The following is a 20,011-nucleotide window of genomic DNA, read 5'->3' as shown; positions in this document are numbered from 1 at the left end:
TGATTGGTTAAGCCAATCACTCTTTGAAGTACTATTAGTACTCAAATTATTGGAATTAACGTTGACATATTGTCATTCAGTTTTCAATGTTCATTTATAAATGTCTAAACATCATTGTACTAAAATTACTGTTTATTTACAACATTTATCTTTGCTGTTTTTTAACACGTTTATAAATATATCTCATTCAGAACTTCTAAGCAAGAGCCAATTTTACACTTTCTAAAAGTTTTTCTCGAAATATTTTTTTGTGTTGTGCTATTGTTTTCAGCGACTTTTATATAATAGCAAGTAGGGTTTTAAAAGTCAACAATATTGGATGCTTTTTTGAAAAAAATATAAAAACACAAATTCAGATTGAAATTAATCTTTAAATTTGTGTTTTTATCCTAAATAGTACTATTCAAATGCTATTTTGTTTTGGATTTTCTTTTTCTTTCTTCTAACGAAAGTGCATTATATTTTGGCAAGGTAATTAATTGATACATATTACAAATCAATAATCCAAAGATCGTTAAGTATATCCAGCTCGTGTCTTCTACTCTTAAAAACGGAATCAGTCCCACAGTTGTCATGACAACCATAAAGAACATAGATGGAATCCAGAGGTTTTTAGTTGATTGCTTATTCTTCATATTACTAGTAATCAATGCAAATATGATAACCACGATAGGTAACCAAATGAAACTTAATATTTGATCCGTACCGCCAAATCTCAAAAATCTAAAGTAAACAAGATCAAAAATCGCAAATACTGTAACAATTATTTGAACATGTGGCCATATTTTGCCAAATATACCTATTCCGAGTTGGTTAATGAATAAATATATAAAGTATGATAACTGGCTAATGGTTGCTACTAGTAGTCCTACAACTATAAACCAAATAGATGCAGCAACGAATTCCCCTAGTTCACCACCGATTAAGTATTTTGTTAATTTACTGTAACCAAATATAAGTGAAGCAATGTACGTAACAATTACACCTATTAACAAAGTGTTTCTATAAAATTGGATTAAATATTTTAAGGTCACTGATTTACCTCCACATTACTGTTCTTTAGTAGCTTCGATTACATTTTGCGCAATTTGGTCATAAATTTGACCAAGTTGCTCTTGTTCACCATAAACTGATGGAGAGAAATTATTCTCATTCCATTCTGGTTGGCTTAAAGGAAGCTCACCTAATAACGGTGTATTTAATTCTTGTGCTAGTTTAGCACCGCCACCTTTACCAAATACATATTCTTTATTCCCCGTCTCTTTACTTTGGAAATAAGACATGTTTTCAATTACACCTAAAATTGAATGTTTTGTATGTTTCGCCATTGCACCAGCTCTTGCCGCTACAAATGCAGCTGTAGGGTGTGGCGTTGTTACAATTATTTCTTTACTAGATGGTAACATCGTATGTACATCAAGTGCTACGTCGCCAGTACCTGGAGGTAAATCCAAGATTAAATAATCTAGTTCGCCCCATTTCACTTCTGTAAAGAAACTTGTAATCATCTTACCTAGCATTGGACCTCTCCAAATGACAGGCGCATTTTCTTCTACAAAGAATGCCATTGAAATGACTTTTACCCCTTGGCGTTCCACTGGAATTATTTGCTCACCTTCTACTTCTGGTTTTTCTTGTATCCCCATCATATCAGGTACACTAAAACCATAGATATCAGCATCAACTAATCCAACTTTCTTGCCTTGTCTTGCTAACGAAACTGCTAAGTTGACTGCTACAGTTGATTTACCAACTCCGCCTTTACCTGAAGCAATAGCTATAAATTCAACAGGATTGTCTTTAGATAATAATCCTTCAATCGTCTGTTCTTCCATTACACCTTTAAATTTTTCTAATGCTTCTTCAGGTAATTCATCGAATCTAATCCCTACTGTTTTAGCACCATTCTCTTTCAATATTTCGACTACTTCCATTTGCAAGTCTAATTGTGGTTGACCCCCAAGTTTAGCTATTGCAATTTTCACACTTACATGTTCTTTTTCTTCTTTTATTTTTACTTCGACAATGCCACCCGTTTCTTTAAGTGGTACTTCTAAGATAGGATCATTTAATTCTCCTACAAGTTCTTTAACCTGTTCAACTGATAACAATTCAACGACTTCCCTTCTTCAAGTTAATCTTTTCATATCATGTTAAGTGTAACAAAATTCTTTTACTTAATGTTGAAATATTGTTCAAAAAAATCCATACATCAATAATTTTTCATTTAGCATTATTCTAGAAGTTAAATGAGTTTGAAAACTATAAAGCTATTCAAATCAATCTTACAAAAAAGAGCCACGGACATAATGGATAGTCCTTGGCTCTTGGCATGCTTAGTAATTGTTTAAGCACTTCGTGTATTCGTATGTTTATTCTCTGTCTTAATAAATATCGATAGTACTACACCAAAGAATACGATTAAAGTTAAGATTAAGAACGCTATGTTTATACCGTGAATCATAGCTTGAGATTGTAAAATCTCTGCTTTATTACCGGCACTAGCTGTTTCTAATTGTTCTTTAGATGGTGTGAAATTTTTAGCGCCGATAGACATAATCGTTACAAGTATGCCTGTACCTATAGAACCTGAAATCGTTCTTAGTGTATTCATCATGGCTGTACCATGTGATAATAATTCATTTGGAATTGCATTTAATCCTGCTGTATTTACAGGCATCATAATCATTGAAACACCGAACATTCTAATTGTATATACGATGATTAAATATGGTAATGCTGTGTCTATACTTAAAAATGCTAGCATAAGCGTCGTAATGGTAATGATTGAAAAACCAGTAATCGCCAACCATTTAGCACCATATTTATCAAATAATCTACCCGTTACAAGAGACATAATACCTGTAATAATAGCCCCTGGTAGTAGTAGAAGTCCTGAGATAAGTGCAGAAAAACCTCTCGCATCTTGCATATACATTGGCATTAATAATGATGGTCCAATTAATGAAACCATTGAAAATACACTTATTATTGTTGTTAACGCAAATGTTTTGTATTTAAATATTCTAATATTCAATATTGGTGATTCAATTTTCAATTGTCTAAATACAAATATAGTAATCGTTACGATACCGATAAGTAATGAAATAATAACAGTTAGTGATGTGAATCCTGAAGATCCAGCACTACTAAATCCGTATAATAATGCTCCAAATCCAAGTGTTGATAGTATAATTGATGGTACATCTAAATGAACATCTTTTGGTTTTGAAATATTCGTTAAATATTTTGCACCGAATGATAAAGCCACTACTGCAAATGGAATGATTGTATAGAATGGACTTCTCCAACTAAAGTTATCAACCAAATAACCTGATAATGTTGGCCCTAATGCTGGTGCAAATGAAATAACTAAACCAGCCATACCCATTGCAAACCCACGTTTTTCTTTAGGGAATAAATTGAATAGTACAAATTGCATAAGTGGCATCATCACGCCTGCGCCCATAGCTTGTAATACTCTTGCTAACATTAATATTCCAAAATTAGGTGCTAATGCAGCAATTAACGTTCCTACTGTAAAGAATGTCATAGCCATCAAATATAATGGCCGTGTATTAAACTTATCCATTAAAAATGCAGTTGATGGAATCATGACACCGTTAACTAACATAAATCCTGTCATTAACCACTGGCCTTGATTCGCATCAATTTTTAAATGTACCATGATTTCAGGTATTGCTGTATTTAAAAGTGTCTGGTTTAAAATTGCAACAAAGGCACTCACTAACATTACCGCAACAACTAAATTTCTCTTTCCTTTCGAAATATCCTGAACGTCCATGGTTTCATCTCCTCTTAAAATATACCTTAGCTATTATGAACTAATAAATTGATGAAATCAAAACAAACGTTTTATCTATTTAAGTTCTCACTATCCGGGTAAAAAATTTCCGTACAAATATACAGTATCGTTATGATAACTAAAATCACCCAGAAGTCTATTTTTATCTGAGTATAGTAAATATGAACAGTAAAGTAGAACATAACTGTACTCAAAGCTATCGTCATTAAATGAAAGGTCATTCCTGAAAAATAAGGATTGTCATTAAGTTTAAGTTTAAATCTATCCAACACGAACTCTATTGCTATTAAAGTGAAGTAACCGAATAGAATATAACTACCATAATAGAATAAATTATCTATCATACTCTTATTATAGTTAAATTCAGCTAATCTATAAAAAATCAAGATTCTACTTAGACCAAACATACCAAAGGATAACAGTACAATGAATATTGCACCAGACAGCGTGAAAATACTAACTATGATTAAAAATGTTAACATTTGATAAATATCAAAGCGTTTATTATTTCTTTTCATACTATGTTACCCCTTTATTTATGTTTGTTTCATCATTCTAGAACACTTAGTTTTTAATTTCTTTAAATACAATAGACCAAACTACAGATAAGATTATTGCGATAATGATAATGTATAACATGATATTTTGAATACCATATTCTAATAATGGCACGTTCATTGCAAAAATTACAGTAACGACTAATGAACCTGTTGTGCTACCTATCGTTTTAAATAAAGTATAAATAGACATCATAGCACCTAATTGATGATCTGGTGCTTCTTCTTGAACTATCACAACATCTTTTGTATAGACAGTACCAAATGATGTTCCCATTACAAATACTGCAAACGGAATAATAAACATCCATTCTACACCAGTTAAAATTGCAAAGCTTCCAGCGAACATCGCTAAAAATGCTAACATATATATAAATTTCAATTTCAAATTATCTAATTTACCAAGTACAAATGTAATGACTAGCCAACCAACAGACATAGGGAAAATTAATAAACCACTTTGTAATGGTGAGAAGCCTTGTTCATTTTGTAAATATATCGGCATAAATATAGTATATCCCATAAGCATTGTAGAATATATTAAATCAGTAAAGAGGACGAGTATAATTTTCCTATTAAAAGCTTCTATTGGGACAAAGGGGTTTTTAACTTTTGTTTCTACTTTATAAAGTATCGTGACAATTACAATTAGCAATATAATGCAAACTAATCTGTAGATGAATGGGATTTGTCCCGACACCAATAATAAGAAAGTTGCGACCATAGCATAAAAAATAAATAACCCTTTATAATCAAGTTTAGTTTTTTCTACGGTTGCTTTTTCAAAATTAAAATATTTTATGACAAGCCATATAGCTGCAAGTGCTATTGGGACGTTGATATAAAACAGGAAACTCCAATTTAATGATTCTAATATTGCCCCACCTAATAATGGACCAACAATACTTGAAATTCCCCATACACTACCTACTACACCCATAACTTTATATCTTTGAGGTATTGGAAAAGCAAGCTTAGGTACGACTTGGCCCAATGTCATCATGACACCTGCACCCATACCTTGTATGATTCTAGATCCAATAAGTAGTGAAAAACTATGTGCAACTTCACTTAACCCACATAACACACTACCTATAATAAACGTCGAAATACCTAGTAGTACTACAAATTTTATGTTAAATCTTTTGACAAGTTCACCAACGATTGGTGTCATAAACACAACTGCTATTAAATAAGCAGTAAAAATCAACGCAACTTCTGTACCTATATTCAAGTCTTTCTGCATAGTAGGCGTTGCGAGTGAAACGATTGAAGTTTCTATTGCACTCATAAACATAATGAGGACAAGCGCTAGTACAATTCCTTTATTTTTATTCATATTTTACTCACTTTCATATACTATTTTTCCATTTACTACTGTTTTTACTGCTTGAACAGTAGCTAACTCTCTTTTATCTATTTTAAATGGATTTTTATTTAATACCGTAAAATCCGCTTCATATCCTTCTTTAATAAACCCAGTTCTATCAGTGGTTTGAGCAATATCACTTGCTTGCGTCGTATACAGTTTCAGTGCTTCATAAACGGATAGTGACTCTTCTGTGAAATACGCTTCTTCTTCACCATAAACTTGTCTATTCACTGCTGCATGTACGCCAACCATTGGATTCGGCACTTCAATTGGCGCATCAGAACCCCCACCCAAAACAATTCCTCGATCTAGCATCGATTTAAATGGATATAAATATCTTGCTCTTTTTTCTCCTACTTTATCCTGAACCCATGGAAAGTCACTTGTTATAAATTGTGGTTGTACATCACATATTACTGATAACTTTGATACACGCTCTATTAAAGATTCATTCAATGTACTAATATGAATGAGTCGATCTCTTAAACCTACTGGCGTTGGGTTGTTAGTTATTGCGTCTAATACCATTTCACAAGCTTTATCACCAATTATATGTACTGCAATCGCACCATCATGTTTTCTTGCCATTTTCACTTTTTCTTCTAATTCTTCTTGTGTATAAATAGCTATACCATAATTTTTCTGGTTTGGATCATTTGAATATGGTTCTTTGAGTAATGCAGTGCTACCACCATATGCACCATCCGCATATAATTTCATCGCATCTGGCTCAATCCATCCATCTATAAATGTAGCATTGTCTTTAATCATTTGTTCATAAACACTAAAGTGTCTTAACAACCTTACTCTAAAAGGTTTTTGATGCTCTTTGTCACCTACAACCGTCTTATATGCATTTAAGACATCTTTATAGTCATTGTAATAACCTAAGTCTTCTGTATGTGCGCCAGTAAGTCCAAATTGATATAAATAATCTATAGAATTGGCTAAATGATATGTTAAAGATTGCTCATCTTCGTTACTCGCTAATTCATCAAACGGTTCCATAGCCGTATCATATACCCATCCCGTAAGTTCTCCATTTACTTTCTCATAAGATCCACCATCAGGATTCTCAACATCATTTTGTATGTTCAAAAGTGCTAACGCTTTAGAATTAACGATGGCAGCATGTCTACATACTCTATAAATCATAACTGGATGGTCTTCACAAATTCTATCTAAGTCAGATTTGTTTAATCGTACACCACCAAGTAAATTCTCATCATATCCTTCAGCAATTAGCCAATCACCTTTATTTAATTCTTGTGATTTTCGTTTGATTTTATTTTTGACTACTTCGATATCTGTTTCTCCATTTAGAATAACAGATGATAACCATACACCCGTCCCCATCACGTGAATATGTGTATCTACAAATCCTGGAAACATCACGTTACCTTCTAAGTCTATTACTTCAAAGTCTTGTTCGTTTAATTCTTTGAGCGTTTCATTATTTAGAACATTTAACACTTTACCATTCTCAACAATAACGCCACTATATGTATCTTCCTTATTCAACATTGTATAAATCGTTCCATTTTTAAATAACTTTTTCATAGTGACTTCTCCTCGTAAAAATGACTTTAGTTAATTTTACATATTTAAAACTAAAAAAGACACCGATTAAACCGATGTCTTTCAATTTATTGATAAACACGAAATCCTTTATAAATAAAATTAGGTTAAAATATGCTTAACAGCAACAATTAAGATTTCGGATCCTTCTTCGCCAAAATATTCACGGTAGCGCGTATCTGCTTCATACATATTTATCATCTCGAGATGTTTTTCTTCAGTATAATTTGGCCAACTATACGTTAACCATTCTTTGTGAAATTCCGTAACATTTCGTTGTTTTTCTAACGTCGCACCATTCTTCTTGATGTCATCAATAGCTTTAAACAATTTTTCTTCAATTTGATTTTTACCTTTAACTTCGTCTTGTGACATATCTAAGAAACGATCATCTGCTTGATTTACATTTTCATTTCCAAATCTCTCTTCTACCTTATCTCCATGCAATTCATCTTCCTTATTTAACGATTCACGATTAAAAGCTTGATTGTTTTTATCTTCAGACATCTTAAATCCCCCTTTAATTTGAATAATACATGATGCTTATCTTTACCCTATTTACTAAAAAGTAATGTTATAAATAAGTTAAATTAAAGAGAACGTTTCATTCATAAAAAATACCAACAAAGTCAGTGACCTTGTTGGCGTTTATAGGACGTATTATTTTTAGTATATTTAATATTTATTTCAACCTTCTATGCTCTCCATTTTTCAAGTGTTCATTGAATGTTTGTTGATCATTTCTTTGTTTATGTCTTCTTAGTAAAATCAAAATATAGATTAAGCACAGTCCAAATATTAAAGAAACAATGCCCATAAATTGCAAGCCACCTTGTTTACCTTCACCAAAAACAAAGTAATAAAAGAAATAACCTTGAATTAAAATAAGAACAACTAGAACCATATTATATAATCGATAGTTCATATGCTACCTCCTACATAAAGTACATAATTGCGAGAAAATGGAATATAGAAGCAATCAAAATAAAGAAATGCCAAATCATATGAAAATATTTTCTATCTTTTTGAGCATAGAACCATGCTCCAACTGTATAGCTGATACCACCTAATAATATAAATACCATAAATATAATTGAAGCTTTATTAAATATTGATGGTAACATCAATACACACATCCACCCCATGATGAGATACATAGCTAAACTTAATTTATGATTAACATTTTTAGCTGTAGATTTATAAATGATACCCCAAATTGTAATTCCCCATTGGACAGCCATTATAACCCAGCCTAACCAGCCGCCTACTAACGATAAGGCAATTGGCGTGTATGTCCCACAAATTGCTATATAAATCATACTATGATCAATAATTCTCAATATATATTTCTGAGGTGAAGATGACGACATCGAGTGATAAATTGCTGATGATAAAAACATAAGCATAATACTAATTATATATATTGAAACACTTGTCGATTTAAGCGCACCATCTTGTATATAACTTTCAACTGCTGCATACGGTAAGAAGAATAACAAGATAAACGCTGGTATACCATGAGACACAGCATTACCCACTTCTTCTCCAAAAGATAGTGGCATAATATCTTTGAACGCTTCTTTTACTTTTTCTGATTTTCCTTGATGTGATTGTGCATTTTTAATTTGATCCATTCAAGTACCTCTTTTATAATAAATGATTAATTTCTAAATCTCTTTTAGCTGTTTCAATACTATCTTGTCCTTCTTTATTCTTTAATGGACTGAACTCTTTATTTCTATCTACTTGTAAAGTCGAGAATGATTGAGCATATTGGAAAATATCAAAATAGAATAATTCAAATTTCAATGATTCTACTTCAACAACACTAAAATCTTCATCAAGTTGTTTTAATTTTTTAATTGCTAAATGATATGGCAATGCTTTCGAAGCTGATTCGATTAGAAAGTCAACTTTGAATACATGGATGCCAATATTTGCATTTTGAAGTCGATCTACATCTTCAGAGGATAACTCTGAATATTCTAGAACTTGTTTCTTACCATCTATAGAAACAAGTCTGCCCACTTTTTCACCTGGATGTGCTTGGATTGACTTCGTTGTTACATCCGCATTGTGTTCCACTGTGTATCCTACAAATTCAGGATCCAAAACTTTCACTAAAGCATTATCAATATTATTAAGGAATAAATATTCAATGCCCAGTTCTTTAATTTCTGATAATATTTTATTATTTTCTAGTGATTTAAACACACCACCATTTCCATTTGGTGTATGCATAATATGTTTGTCTGTATCTAAGATCAACTTACCTTCTGTAGTTAGTGCTACGATGTGATCTTGCTTAAAGAAATGAATATATGATTCATCATAATCAAAATAATTTTTTTCTAAGAAATAAGCAAGCGTATCTTTATGGTTTACATCACTAGTCATAATGTACCAATGAATTGGTGTTCCTGTTTCTTCAACTAGTTGTCGAAGCTGTTCAGCTTGACGTTCAAATAAACTTTTATCATTAAAAGTAAACGTCCCTTTCGGACCTTTATGACCTAATCTAGTTCCTTGGCCACCTGCCATGAGCAATACTGCAAATTTACCTTCTTTAATCGCATTAATGCCTAGAGATTTATATTCTTTTAAAGTTTTGTCATCTAAATTTTCTTTTTTATCATAATTGACTTGCTCAACATCTTCTGCCACTTCAATTGGTTTTCTATTCAAATATACTTCTTTATACAAAGCATCAATTTCATCTAAATCTAATCTATTTATATCCAATTCTAATTGTTCTTTTTCACTTTGACTCATCAATTTACAATACTCTAATAAGTGTTCTTGACCATGATTTTTCAAAATTGTTTCGTCCAACATTATAATACCTCCGAATATTTGTTTCATTCTCATTATACGACTTTAGCATGATTTGTCTAAAAATATCACAAAAATAATTAAATTTAAATGATTATTAATAATTTTAAAGGGTAAAAGTAATAATGTGTTGATTAAAAGCACAAATATTCCTATTTCTAATAGGCCAAGGAGGATTTTATTATGAGTTTAGGAGACAAATTTAACGACGCAAAAGACAAAGCAGTAGAAAAAGGTAAGGATCACGTAAACGAAAATAAAGACGAGTATACTGAAAAAGGTAAAGATTTCGCTAAAGACAAAGGCGAAGATTTAAAAGGTAAATTCGGTAAATAATAACGAAGCTGAACAAAAGCGTTTTTGACTTCGTACAAAAATGATGACACCCTTAAAATCGTAAGATTTGATAAGGGTGTCTATTTTTGATTAGAAGTAAGTTTAGAATAGCAGAATAACGAGATTGAATAAAAGTGAAAATGCGGACCACATAATCATTTATCTGGACCGCATTTCACGTTTATAAATAAATTATGTCCAAATTATATTTATATAAACATGGAATATATGTCTTTCCACCAAATCACAATTGTGATAACAGTAAAAGCAGTGGACAAACTTAAATCAACTACTCCCCCTGTTTTAAATACAATTGGTAATTTCACAGATTTATTTATAGGATAAAACAATTTAACGCCTCTAGGTGTTAACATATCTAAAACGATATGAGAAAGCATCCCCAACAAAATTGAGACAAGATATGGCTCTGGCGCACTGATTGAATTTAAACCTAAATATATAAGAAATAAAAACAGTATCGAATGTGTAAACGTCCGATGTCCAAAAATCAATCGAATAATAAAGCTTATTGGAAATATTTTCTTCCCAAGATTACTTTTGAAATGGCATATATCTGGCACTAAACTTGAAACGCCACATAAACTGATTATTGTAAATGTCGTAAAAATGTCCTCTCCATAATAAATACTTAATGATGACCCGATGAATATACCGCAAGCTAGATGTGTTTTCCCAGTCATATAAGGTGTGCCTCTTTTCTTATTTTTAATTATTTTTATTTTACCACAAAAGACGAACATAGACACGAACATATTGTGACATCAACGTGATTAAAGTCACGCGAACAAACCTCAGATGACAAAAATGTGAAAGTAATCACAAAAGTATTGATTTGTTTAACACACCTGTTAAAATGACATTGTAAGTCATATTAAACATAACCCTATACCATTGTTGAAATAACCCCCTTATTTCACACTAAAAAGCGTTCGTCTATTTTAGACGAACGCTTTTTGGTTAACTTGCTTCTTTATTTATATTTTGCTGAGCCTTATCATTGTATTGTTCATTTTTAGAAGGTTGATTTTGATTATTATTTTGTTGCGGCTCACGCTTATTATTTTGATTTTCTATTGTATTCTCCTCTGTAGAGATTTCATTTGAATTTGATTGAGTATTGTTATGAGGCGTTTCCTTAGTTGTGTTATCTTGTGTTTGATGTTGATTTTCTTCAGGCAAACTGCATCCTGTATCATCACATAAATAACCATCATGACTTAAGTTTTGCCAAGCTCTAGTAAATTCTATCGTATTCTCTACCTCATTACATTCCGTCTGTGAATTACCTTGATTCAGCAAACAATTTCTTGCTATAGTATATGTTCTCGGATCAATTTCATTCGGATCATAATTTTTATTAGGTTTAACGCTATTCACATTTTCTTCTACTGGTATTTCTTCTGATGTTTCACCTTTACTCGTTTCATTACTATTATCTTGTGATTGCTTGTTGTTTTTATTATTTGTACTTTTGCGCTCTTCTGTCGTGGTTTCAGTTGTTTTCTTCTTAGATATCTTCGATTCAGAAGAATCTTTATTCGTTTCACTTCCAGTACTCTTAGAAGTCTGATAATCACATGCTACTAGAAATAATAAGCAAATTGCTAAGAGACCATATACCTTTTTCATTGAATCACTCCTTGGCCTTTTTGCTTTATTTTTCTTTCTATTCATTAAAAGACACTTCTTTCCTATAAAAGTTAAGCAATTATTAAAACATAAGGATATCATACATGATAAACTATTATTAGTAAAAATTAATGTATTTATTGAGGAGGTATTATATATGTATAAAGATGTTCAAAAGGATGAATGGACTGGTAGAACTGATAGTGCAACTTTGCGATCAGCGTTTAGATTCCATCAAGTTGTAGATACAATAGATTTTAAAAAACAAAACATACAACCTAAACAAGAATTTGATAATCAAATAAACATGGCACTTATAGGATTTGAATGTGACGAAGGTGTTGCTAGAAATAATGGTAGAACGGGTGCTGTTGATGGTCCAAAACAATTCAGAAAATCATTAAGCCCTCTTCCTATTCATAATGAATATTTACATTTAACTGATTATGGTAATGTAGTCTGTAATCAAACAAAACTAGAAGCTGCTCAGGAAGAACTAGGAGATAAATTGTCACAAATTTTATTACATAATCAATTCACTGTCATTATAGGTGGTGGTCACGAAGTCCTTTATGGTCACTATCTTGGTGTTCGAAAAGCAAACAAGAATAAAAAAATCGGCATTATAAATATAGACGCTCATTTTGATATGCGTGATTATGACGAAAAACCTTCTTCAGGAACAATGTTCAAACAAATATTAGATCAAGATGACCAAGTAGGTTATTTTGTATTAGGTATACAGAAAAATGGAAATACTAAAGCACTTTTTGATAGAGCGGATCAATATGGTGTACATTATATTATGGAAGATCAACTAAGAAGCCATTTGTCGATTGAAACCATTACATCAATTAATGCCTTTATTGAAGAATACGATGAAATTCTAATAACACTTTGCACCGATTCTATTGATGTGAGTTATGCTCCAGCTGTAAGTGCACCTTGCATTATGGGACTACAACCTCACATTGTTCAGACAATTTTACAACTTGTCACTCAATCAAATAAAAGTGCTAGTTTAAGTATTGCCGAATTATCACCAAGATTTGATATTGATAATCGGACATCAAGACTTTTAGCTAACCTTGCATCAAATGTTTATCACGATCAAGCCGAAGTCATACAATCACAGATGGAGTTTTAAATGATACAAGAAACTAAAAAAGGCATAATTTATGCATCATTAGCATATGTACTTTGGGGTGTGCTCCCACTTTATTGGAACATCGTAAATGAAATAGGACCATTTGAAATACTTGCTCATCGTATTATTTGGTCTGCAGTTTTTATGCTGCTGCTACTTACTTTCACAGGGCAATTGACAATGTTTAAAAATGCGACGATTAAACTCTTTAAAAATAAAAAAATGTTTATAGCTATTATTGCTGCTGCTTATATCATAACGATCAATTGGGGTACATTTATATGGGCAGTAAATAATCACCATGTCCTTCAAGCAAGCCTCGGATATTATATCAATCCGTTGATGAGTATATTCCTAGCCTTTATCTTTTTAGGGGAAAGATTTTCAAAATTACAATGGATTGCGATATTCCTCGCATTTGTAGGCGTTATGTATATGACATTACAAGTTGGCGTATTCCCTTATACATCCATCCTATTAGCCTCATCCTTTGCACTTTATGGATTAATTAAGAAAGTCGTGGATATTGATGCATTTAGTAGTATAACCATTGAATGTATTGTCACATTACCAGCTGCTTTGATTTATATTTATTATTTATCCGAAACAGATTCAGTCACATTTGGTATGAATGCATCAAGTGGCTGGTTATTATTATCAGGCGTTGTGACAGCCGTACCACTTATACTTTTCAGTGCTGGCGCTAGAAGGATTCCGTTATCACTTACAGGATTCATCCAATATATTGGACCTACTATTATGTTTATTTTAGGCGTATTCTTACTAAATGAACATTTTGATATACAGCAATTGATAACATTTCTATTTATTTGGGCAGGTATTATTATTTATAGCTACTCAAAATATATCGAACTTTCACATAATAGAAAAAAACTCATTAAGTAAGCTATCAGAAGTCTATATCTCAGAATCTTATTTATATGTAGTGAGTAATAAATTATCAACTTATAATAAAAAAAGTATCCTCATTTGAATGAAATTAAATGAGGATACTTTTTTTATTGTACTTGTGTTTTACTTTAAAATAGTTCACCACATGTGATAGCTAATAATGCTTTTATTGTATGCATTCTATTTTCTGCTTGTTGAAATACTTTTGAATAATCTGACTTAAACACGTCATCTGTAACTTCCATGCATGTGACACCGAATTTCTCAAAACATAATTGACCCATTTCTGTGTTTAAATCATGTATTGCAGGTAAGCAATGTAGAAATAGTGTATTATTTTTACCTGTTAAATTGATTAAATGTTGGTTTACTTGGTAATCTTTTAATAACTCAAAACGCTTTTCTAACTGATCTTCCTCACCCATAGAGCACCAAACATCAGTATAGATGACATCACTTGAATAGATTCCTTCTTGAATATTATCCGTTACGACGACTTCACTCCCTGATGTTTTACTTATGGATAAAGCCATTTTTTGTACTTCTTCATCAGGTTGTAATGATTTAGGTGAAACGATATGTACATTCACACCTAAAATAGCACTTGTTACCAACAATGAATGCGCAACATTATTACGTCCATCTCCAATAAAGGTAACTGTTTTTCCTTCGTATGTTCCAAAGTGCTCTTTTATTGTTAAAAAGTCAGCGAGCATTTGTGTTGGATGCCATTCATTTGTTAAACCATTCCAAACCGGCACATTTGAATACTGTGCTAATTCCTCCACTGTTTTCTGTTCAAATCCTCTAAAAGCAATTCCATCAAACATAGATCCTAATACGACTGCAGTATCTTGTACTGATTCTTTCTTACCTAGTTGCAAATCATTTTTTCCAAGATACGATACATGTGCGCCCATTTTTGTAGCTGCTACAGTAAATGCTGAACGCGTTCTAGTAGATTGTTTTTCAAATAGTAATGCAAGATGTTTACCATTTAAGTAACGATGTGGTAGTTGATGACGCTCTTTAAATTTTAACTCTTCCGATAACTCAATGATGGATTCTAATTCATTCTTAGTAAAGTCTACTTCTTTTAAAAAGCTTTTCTGAGATAAATCTTTTAGTATAGATAACTTCGTCCCAACGAAACCAACTCCTTAATTTTTATAATCATAATACTACTACACAACAAAACTTTTGTAAATAGTTATACAATATATTGCATAAAAATACCGACATAAATAGTATGACACATTTAGTTTAAAAATATAACACATTTTTCATTTTATCGGTTGAAAACGGATTCATAATACGTTATGATGTACCTATCAAACAAAAGGATGTGTTAGATATGGCAATGAGAGTTTCTAAAGATGATAATCAAGTTCATATTCAATGGAGAGTAGCTGACATTACAATTCCAAATAATGAAATTAAAGACATTAGAGAAGATCAAGAAATTCACGCGTTAGCTAATGAAGATCAAGACAACATCGTAAGAATCGGATCAACATTTGGTAAAACAAACCGTGTAATAATTGATACAAATGACAAAGAATACATTATTTATACACATGCTGACAAAAAAGTTTATAACGAGTTAACTAAATAAATTTATTAAGTAAATTATGTTAATAATAAAGTACACCTGACACTTAGAATATTGTGGCAGGTGTATTTTTATTTCTTTACTGATTATCGATTTAAATGATTATGCTACATTTTCATAGCATGCTAAGATGTAAGAGAAGGAGTGATGTCATATATGTTAAGGGAATTAACTGGTTTAAATGCAATCATTACAGGTGGTTCAAAAGGAATTGGCAAATCTATTGCTATTGCATTAGCTCAAGAAGGCGTTAATGTAGCAATTGCAAGTCGAAGTCTTGATTTATTAGAAGAAACAGCAAATGAATTAAAACAATATAACGTTAAAGTTTTTTATAAAGACACGAATATCGCACATCAACAAGATGTTCAAAAATTCATAGAAGATTCTTATCATGCACTAGGTTCAATTGATATTGTTATTAATAATGCTGGCATTATGAAAAATAATCCTTTTCTAGATGTTAGTGAATCTGAATTTGATCAATTATTTGAAACGAATGTGAAAGGTATTTACTATGTCTTACAGGAATCACTACCTTATTTAGTTAAACAAAATAGTGGTGATGTCATTAATATTGCTTCAATGTCAGGACTTAAAGCAAATGCAAATAGTAGTATTTATGCAGCAACTAAATATGCCGTTATTGGCATGACAGAAGGTATTATGCAAGAAATGAGAAAGCATAATATACGTGTTTCTTACTTAACACCTTCTGCAGTGCTAACAGACTTAATTGGAGAAACACCATTAGAGGAAGATACAATGACACATCCTGAAGATGTCGCTGATGTCGTGATTGCACAACTTAAATTACAACCAAGAACATTTATGAAAACTGCTCAAATTTGGGCAACAAATCCAACACCAAAACAATAGGAGTGAATCAATATGTATATCGTTACAAATAGAATTAAAATGAAAAAAGGTTTTGCCGAGAAATTTGCACCAATGTTCACTAAAGGTGGCGCTTTACAAGAGATGAAAGGTTTTATTAAAGTAGAAACTTGGAATATACAAGACATCGAAGACAATGACGAATTACATGTTAACATGTGGTGGGAAACTTTAGAAGACTTTGAAGTATGGAAAAATAGTGATGCTTTCAAACAAGCGCATAATAGAGGCGATTCTAGTAAAGATCAAGGTGAATCACCAATGTTAGGTTCAGAAATTGTTGTTGCTAAAGTTGAAACAACTACTGAATAATATACATTCATAGTAATTATATAATATAAAACAGTCATGCTACGACTACTCTTTATGAGTAAGTGCGAGGCATGACTGTTTTTGTATGTAGATCATAACTACAATATTGTTAGAAGAATATATGTGCCATAATCACGATTATCGGTAATGTAATGATTGTTCTAATAAAATAAATCATAAATAATTTACCCAAACTTACTGGGATTTTTGAACCTAATATTACGCCCCCTACCTCAGATAAGTAGATTAATTGTGAAATACTAAGCGCACCGACAATAAATCTTGTCATATCACTCGGTACATCGCTTATCAGTAATGAAGGTAAGAACATATCAGCAAATCCAATAAGTAAAGTTTCAGATGCTTCTTTTGCATATGGTATTTGCATAAGTTCTAGTAAAGGTACAAAAGGTGCACCTAAAATACTAAATAGTGGTGTATATTCTGCAACAATCGTTGCTAAAGTACCTATTGTCATAACGACTGGCAAAACAGCTAACCACATATCTAATACTGTTTTAATACCATTTATAAAAAATTGTTTAAGATTTGGTGATTTAACAGCTTTTTCAGTTGCTTTTTCAAAGCCCCAAGTTATTGGATTATGTGTTTTAGGAATTTTTTCATTTAAAGTTTCAGTACTTCCATTTGAATATTGATCTGGAATTTGTTTAAGCGGCCAAATTCTCGGCATCACAAATGCTGCCACTAAACATGCTAAAATAACTGAAAAATAAAATTTAAAGAAGAAATCTAATAAACCTATCGTTTGAGCAATTACGATTGCAAAAGTTATTGAAACAACTGAGAAAGTTGTTGCAATGACGGTCGCTTCTCTTCTCGTGTAGAATCCTTGCTCATACTGCTGACTTGTTATCATAACACCAACAGTACCATCACCTATAAATGATGCTAAATTGTCTACTGTAGATCTCCCAGGTAGTTTAAATAAAGGTCTCATAATTGGTGCGAACATAGGTCCTAAAAATTCAAGTAACCCAAAATCCATCAACAATGGTAAGAATAATCCTGCAAAGAAAAATACTGCTAATAATGTTGGGAGTAGATCATTGTATACCATTAAACCTGTATTTTCGTTTACTACTATTCCAGGTCCAAGATTAAAGTATATGCATACCGCAAAGATAGCACCTATTAATCTTATAACTACCCATATCCAGTTCACATTGAATAATTCGTTTGTAATAGATCGTTTAGTAGACGCGCTAAATACAGTTGAAAATATAAGCGTCATTACAGCAGAAATGACAATCAATAACATGATGATTAAACCAGCTGAATCACCTATCAAATCTAATGTTTTATTTGCTAAAAATGCTACAGGTAAACTCGTTTGAGTTTTACCTTCTTCATTCGTAACTGTTATAGGAACTAAAAATAAATAAATACCTAAAATTGATAATATAATAAACTTCAATCTACCTACTAATATACTCGTTTCTTTCATATGTATGCTCCTTTTCGCAAGACTAACTATACACAATAATTAATAATTATTCAATACTATTCTTTACTAATTATATTATATAATTTATTGTAAGCGCTGTCATTATAAATTCACAACAACAGAGATAATATTATAAATAAATAGATTAAAAATATTAATCATAAACAATTTTAACTTTTTAAATATTCTTATAACTACTGTATTTACGGATGTTCTTCAACATATCAAGCGGAATTACAATAATTTTACAGTCAATTTTTATAGGTAGAAATCTATCGTTCGTGAATTAATTTTTATCTGTATTTTTACAAATTGCACTGTTATAATCATGATTATATGAAAAAAAGAAGGAGTTATTAGATGTCAAAATCACGTTTAATTACATTTATGTTAAGTGTATTCGTTGTCGGTATGGTTGAATTAATGATTGCAGGTATACTTACATTGATGAGTGCTGATTTAAATATATCAGAAGCAATTATCGGGCAACTTGTAACTGTATATGCAATAACTTTTGCAATAAGCGGTCCTATTCTAGTCAAATTAACTAAAAACGTTTCTCCAAAAATTACTTTACTAATAAGTATGGTGTTATTTGTCATCGGGAATGGCATTATTGCAATCTCACCGAACTTTACAGTACTCGTATTAGGAAGAATTCTATCTTCAGCCGCTGCAGCAATTATTGTAGTCAAAATATTATCACTTACTGTAGTTTACTCAAAGCCAAATCAACGCGGGAAAATGATTGGCCTAGTTTATACAGGATTTAGTGCAGCAAACGTTTTGGGCGTTCCATTAGGCACTAAAATTGGTGACTTAGTAGGATGGAGAATGACATTCGTATTTATTTGTCTTGTCGGCGTTCTTGCTTTTATATTAATTATCTTTAATGTTTCTAGTGACAAATTAGATACTATCAAATCTGAAGCAGATCACAGTAGTTATAAAGTATTAAGACCACTTGAAGTCGTGAAATATTTAAGCATTACATTCCTAATCCTTGCAGCAAATTATGTCGTCGTAACTTATATCAGCCCACTACTTTCTGTATATGGGTATGACTTAAATATCGTGTCACTTGTTCTATTAGTAGCAGGTTTAGGTGCTATTTTAGGAACTTCTCTAGGTGGTTATATTACTGATGCATTAGGTAGTAAAAAATGGTTGCTTATTTCATTAAGTACCTATACTGTTTTAATGTTCGTCTTTCAATCATTTTTACCCATACTTGTTATAACACTCATCGGAGTATTTGCATGGAATATCGTACAATGGGGCTCTAACCCACCAATTCAAATAGGTATAATATCTCAATTAGAAGGTGATACAAGTGCCGCAATGAGTTGGAATATGTCTAGTTTAAACGCTGGAATAGGTGCAGGATCACTACTTGGCGGTATATTTGTTACTTACTTCGATGTTGTCTCAAGTTTGTATGTAGCAGGAACTTTAAGTTTCTTAGCATTATTAATATGTTTAACCTTAAAAAAACAACCCAAAACATCATAG

The 20,011-nt window shown here is 31.6% G+C and carries 21 protein-coding genes; 7 read left to right on the top strand and 14 right to left on the bottom strand.

Annotated features, from left to right (window positions below):
* Window positions 1-410 precede the first annotated feature (410 nt).
* From CD111_RS06515 to CD111_RS06470, 10 genes are all read right to left on the bottom strand, one after another.
* Complete coding sequence (locus CD111_RS06515; protein ID WP_095085922.1) at window positions 411-1,034, bottom strand: KinB-signaling pathway activation protein; 624 nt, start codon at window positions 1,032-1,034, stop codon at window positions 411-413.
* 15 nt (window positions 1,035-1,049) lie between these two features.
* On the bottom strand, window positions 1,050-2,111 hold the full coding sequence (locus CD111_RS06510) for an Mrp/NBP35 family ATP-binding protein (protein WP_095085919.1): 1,062 nt from the start codon (window positions 2,109-2,111) through the stop codon (window positions 1,050-1,052).
* Between the two features lie 236 nt (window positions 2,112-2,347).
* Window positions 2,348-3,805, bottom strand: coding sequence for an MDR family MFS transporter (locus CD111_RS06505; protein WP_095085917.1), 1,458 nt, complete (start codon window positions 3,803-3,805; stop codon window positions 2,348-2,350).
* A gap of 71 nt (window positions 3,806-3,876) precedes the next feature.
* Window positions 3,877-4,344, bottom strand: coding sequence for a SepA family multidrug efflux transporter (locus tag CD111_RS06500; protein WP_095085914.1), 468 nt, complete (start codon window positions 4,342-4,344; stop codon window positions 3,877-3,879).
* A 46-nt stretch (window positions 4,345-4,390) separates the two neighbouring features.
* Complete coding sequence (gene sdrM, locus CD111_RS06495) at window positions 4,391-5,722, bottom strand: multidrug efflux MFS transporter SdrM (RefSeq protein ID WP_095085911.1); 1,332 nt, start codon at window positions 5,720-5,722, stop codon at window positions 4,391-4,393.
* A gap of 3 nt (window positions 5,723-5,725) precedes the next feature.
* The gene (locus CD111_RS06490) at window positions 5,726-7,315 is read right to left on the bottom strand and encodes an amidohydrolase (RefSeq protein ID WP_095085908.1); all 1,590 of its coding nucleotides are present in this window, start codon (window positions 7,313-7,315) and stop codon (window positions 5,726-5,728) included.
* A gap of 120 nt (window positions 7,316-7,435) precedes the next feature.
* Entirely contained in the window at window positions 7,436-7,840 is a 405-nt protein-coding gene (locus tag CD111_RS06485) for a TipAS antibiotic-recognition domain-containing protein (RefSeq protein WP_095085905.1), read from the bottom strand.
* A 175-nt stretch (window positions 7,841-8,015) separates the two neighbouring features.
* Window positions 8,016-8,258 carry a hypothetical protein gene (locus tag CD111_RS06480; protein WP_095085902.1) on the bottom strand — a complete coding sequence of 81 codons (243 nt, stop codon included), beginning with the start codon at window positions 8,256-8,258 and terminating at the stop codon, window positions 8,016-8,018.
* 10 nt (window positions 8,259-8,268) lie between these two features.
* Window positions 8,269-8,967: a PAQR family membrane homeostasis protein TrhA gene (gene trhA, locus CD111_RS06475; protein WP_095085899.1), complete on the bottom strand. Its 699-nt coding sequence runs from the start codon at window positions 8,965-8,967 to the stop codon at window positions 8,269-8,271.
* 13 nt (window positions 8,968-8,980) lie between these two features.
* The gene (locus tag CD111_RS06470) at window positions 8,981-10,168 is read right to left on the bottom strand and encodes a UTP--glucose-1-phosphate uridylyltransferase (RefSeq protein ID WP_095085896.1); all 1,188 of its coding nucleotides are present in this window, start codon (window positions 10,166-10,168) and stop codon (window positions 8,981-8,983) included.
* A 180-nt stretch (window positions 10,169-10,348) separates the two neighbouring features.
* Between CD111_RS06470 and CD111_RS12625 the strand changes: the two genes are divergently transcribed.
* Window positions 10,349-10,501, top strand: coding sequence for a hypothetical protein (locus CD111_RS12625; RefSeq protein ID WP_169711986.1), 153 nt, complete (start codon window positions 10,349-10,351; stop codon window positions 10,499-10,501).
* Window positions 10,502-10,710: 209 nt separating this feature from the next.
* Here CD111_RS12625 and CD111_RS06465 read toward each other — a convergent pair whose 3' ends face one another.
* A complete protein-coding gene (locus CD111_RS06465) occupies window positions 10,711-11,202 on the bottom strand; it encodes a metal-dependent hydrolase (RefSeq protein ID WP_095085893.1) in 492 nt (163 codons plus the stop codon).
* A gap of 277 nt (window positions 11,203-11,479) precedes the next feature.
* Window positions 11,480-12,151, bottom strand: a complete 672-nt coding sequence (locus CD111_RS06460; protein ID WP_095085891.1) for a hypothetical protein — start codon at window positions 12,149-12,151, stop codon at window positions 11,480-11,482.
* Window positions 12,152-12,308: 157 nt separating this feature from the next.
* Here CD111_RS06460 and hutG point away from each other — a divergent pair, with 157 nt between their 5' ends.
* Together hutG and rarD are read left to right on the top strand one after the other, a co-directional pair.
* Complete coding sequence (hutG, locus tag CD111_RS06455; protein WP_095085888.1) at window positions 12,309-13,298, top strand: formimidoylglutamase; 990 nt, start codon at window positions 12,309-12,311, stop codon at window positions 13,296-13,298.
* Window positions 13,299-14,204 (top strand): EamA family transporter RarD, encoded by a 906-nt coding sequence (gene rarD, locus CD111_RS06450; RefSeq protein ID WP_095085885.1) that lies wholly within the window; start codon window positions 13,299-13,301, stop codon window positions 14,202-14,204.
* A gap of 134 nt (window positions 14,205-14,338) precedes the next feature.
* On the opposite strand, the gene argF is transcribed toward rarD, so the two are convergent.
* Window positions 14,339-15,340 (bottom strand): ornithine carbamoyltransferase, encoded by a 1,002-nt coding sequence (gene argF, locus CD111_RS06445; protein WP_095085882.1) that lies wholly within the window; start codon window positions 15,338-15,340, stop codon window positions 14,339-14,341.
* Between the two features lie 224 nt (window positions 15,341-15,564).
* Between argF and CD111_RS06440 the strand changes: the two genes are divergently transcribed.
* The 3 genes from CD111_RS06440 (at window position 15,565) to CD111_RS06430 (ending at window position 17,031) form a co-directional block, all read left to right on the top strand.
* Complete coding sequence (locus tag CD111_RS06440; RefSeq protein ID WP_095085879.1) at window positions 15,565-15,825, top strand: SunI/YnzG family protein; 261 nt, start codon at window positions 15,565-15,567, stop codon at window positions 15,823-15,825.
* 153 nt (window positions 15,826-15,978) lie between these two features.
* A complete protein-coding gene (locus tag CD111_RS06435) occupies window positions 15,979-16,701 on the top strand; it encodes an SDR family NAD(P)-dependent oxidoreductase (RefSeq protein WP_095085876.1) in 723 nt (240 codons plus the stop codon).
* 12 nt (window positions 16,702-16,713) lie between these two features.
* The gene (locus tag CD111_RS06430) at window positions 16,714-17,031 is read left to right on the top strand and encodes a heme oxygenase (RefSeq protein ID WP_095085873.1); all 318 of its coding nucleotides are present in this window, start codon (window positions 16,714-16,716) and stop codon (window positions 17,029-17,031) included.
* Window positions 17,032-17,140: 109 nt separating this feature from the next.
* Here CD111_RS06430 and CD111_RS06425 read toward each other — a convergent pair whose 3' ends face one another.
* Window positions 17,141-18,499, bottom strand: coding sequence for a YjiH family protein (locus tag CD111_RS06425; protein WP_095085870.1), 1,359 nt, complete (start codon window positions 18,497-18,499; stop codon window positions 17,141-17,143).
* A 360-nt stretch (window positions 18,500-18,859) separates the two neighbouring features.
* On the opposite strand from CD111_RS06425, the gene CD111_RS06420 reads away from it, so the two are divergent.
* Window positions 18,860-20,011, top strand: a complete 1,152-nt coding sequence (locus CD111_RS06420) for an MFS transporter (RefSeq protein ID WP_095085867.1) — start codon at window positions 18,860-18,862, stop codon at window positions 20,009-20,011.

Source organism: Mammaliicoccus stepanovicii (assembly GCF_002902525.1).
Lineage (GTDB): Bacteria > Bacillota > Bacilli > Staphylococcales > Staphylococcaceae > Mammaliicoccus > Mammaliicoccus stepanovicii.
This window is presented reverse-complemented; position numbering and strand designations above follow the sequence as displayed.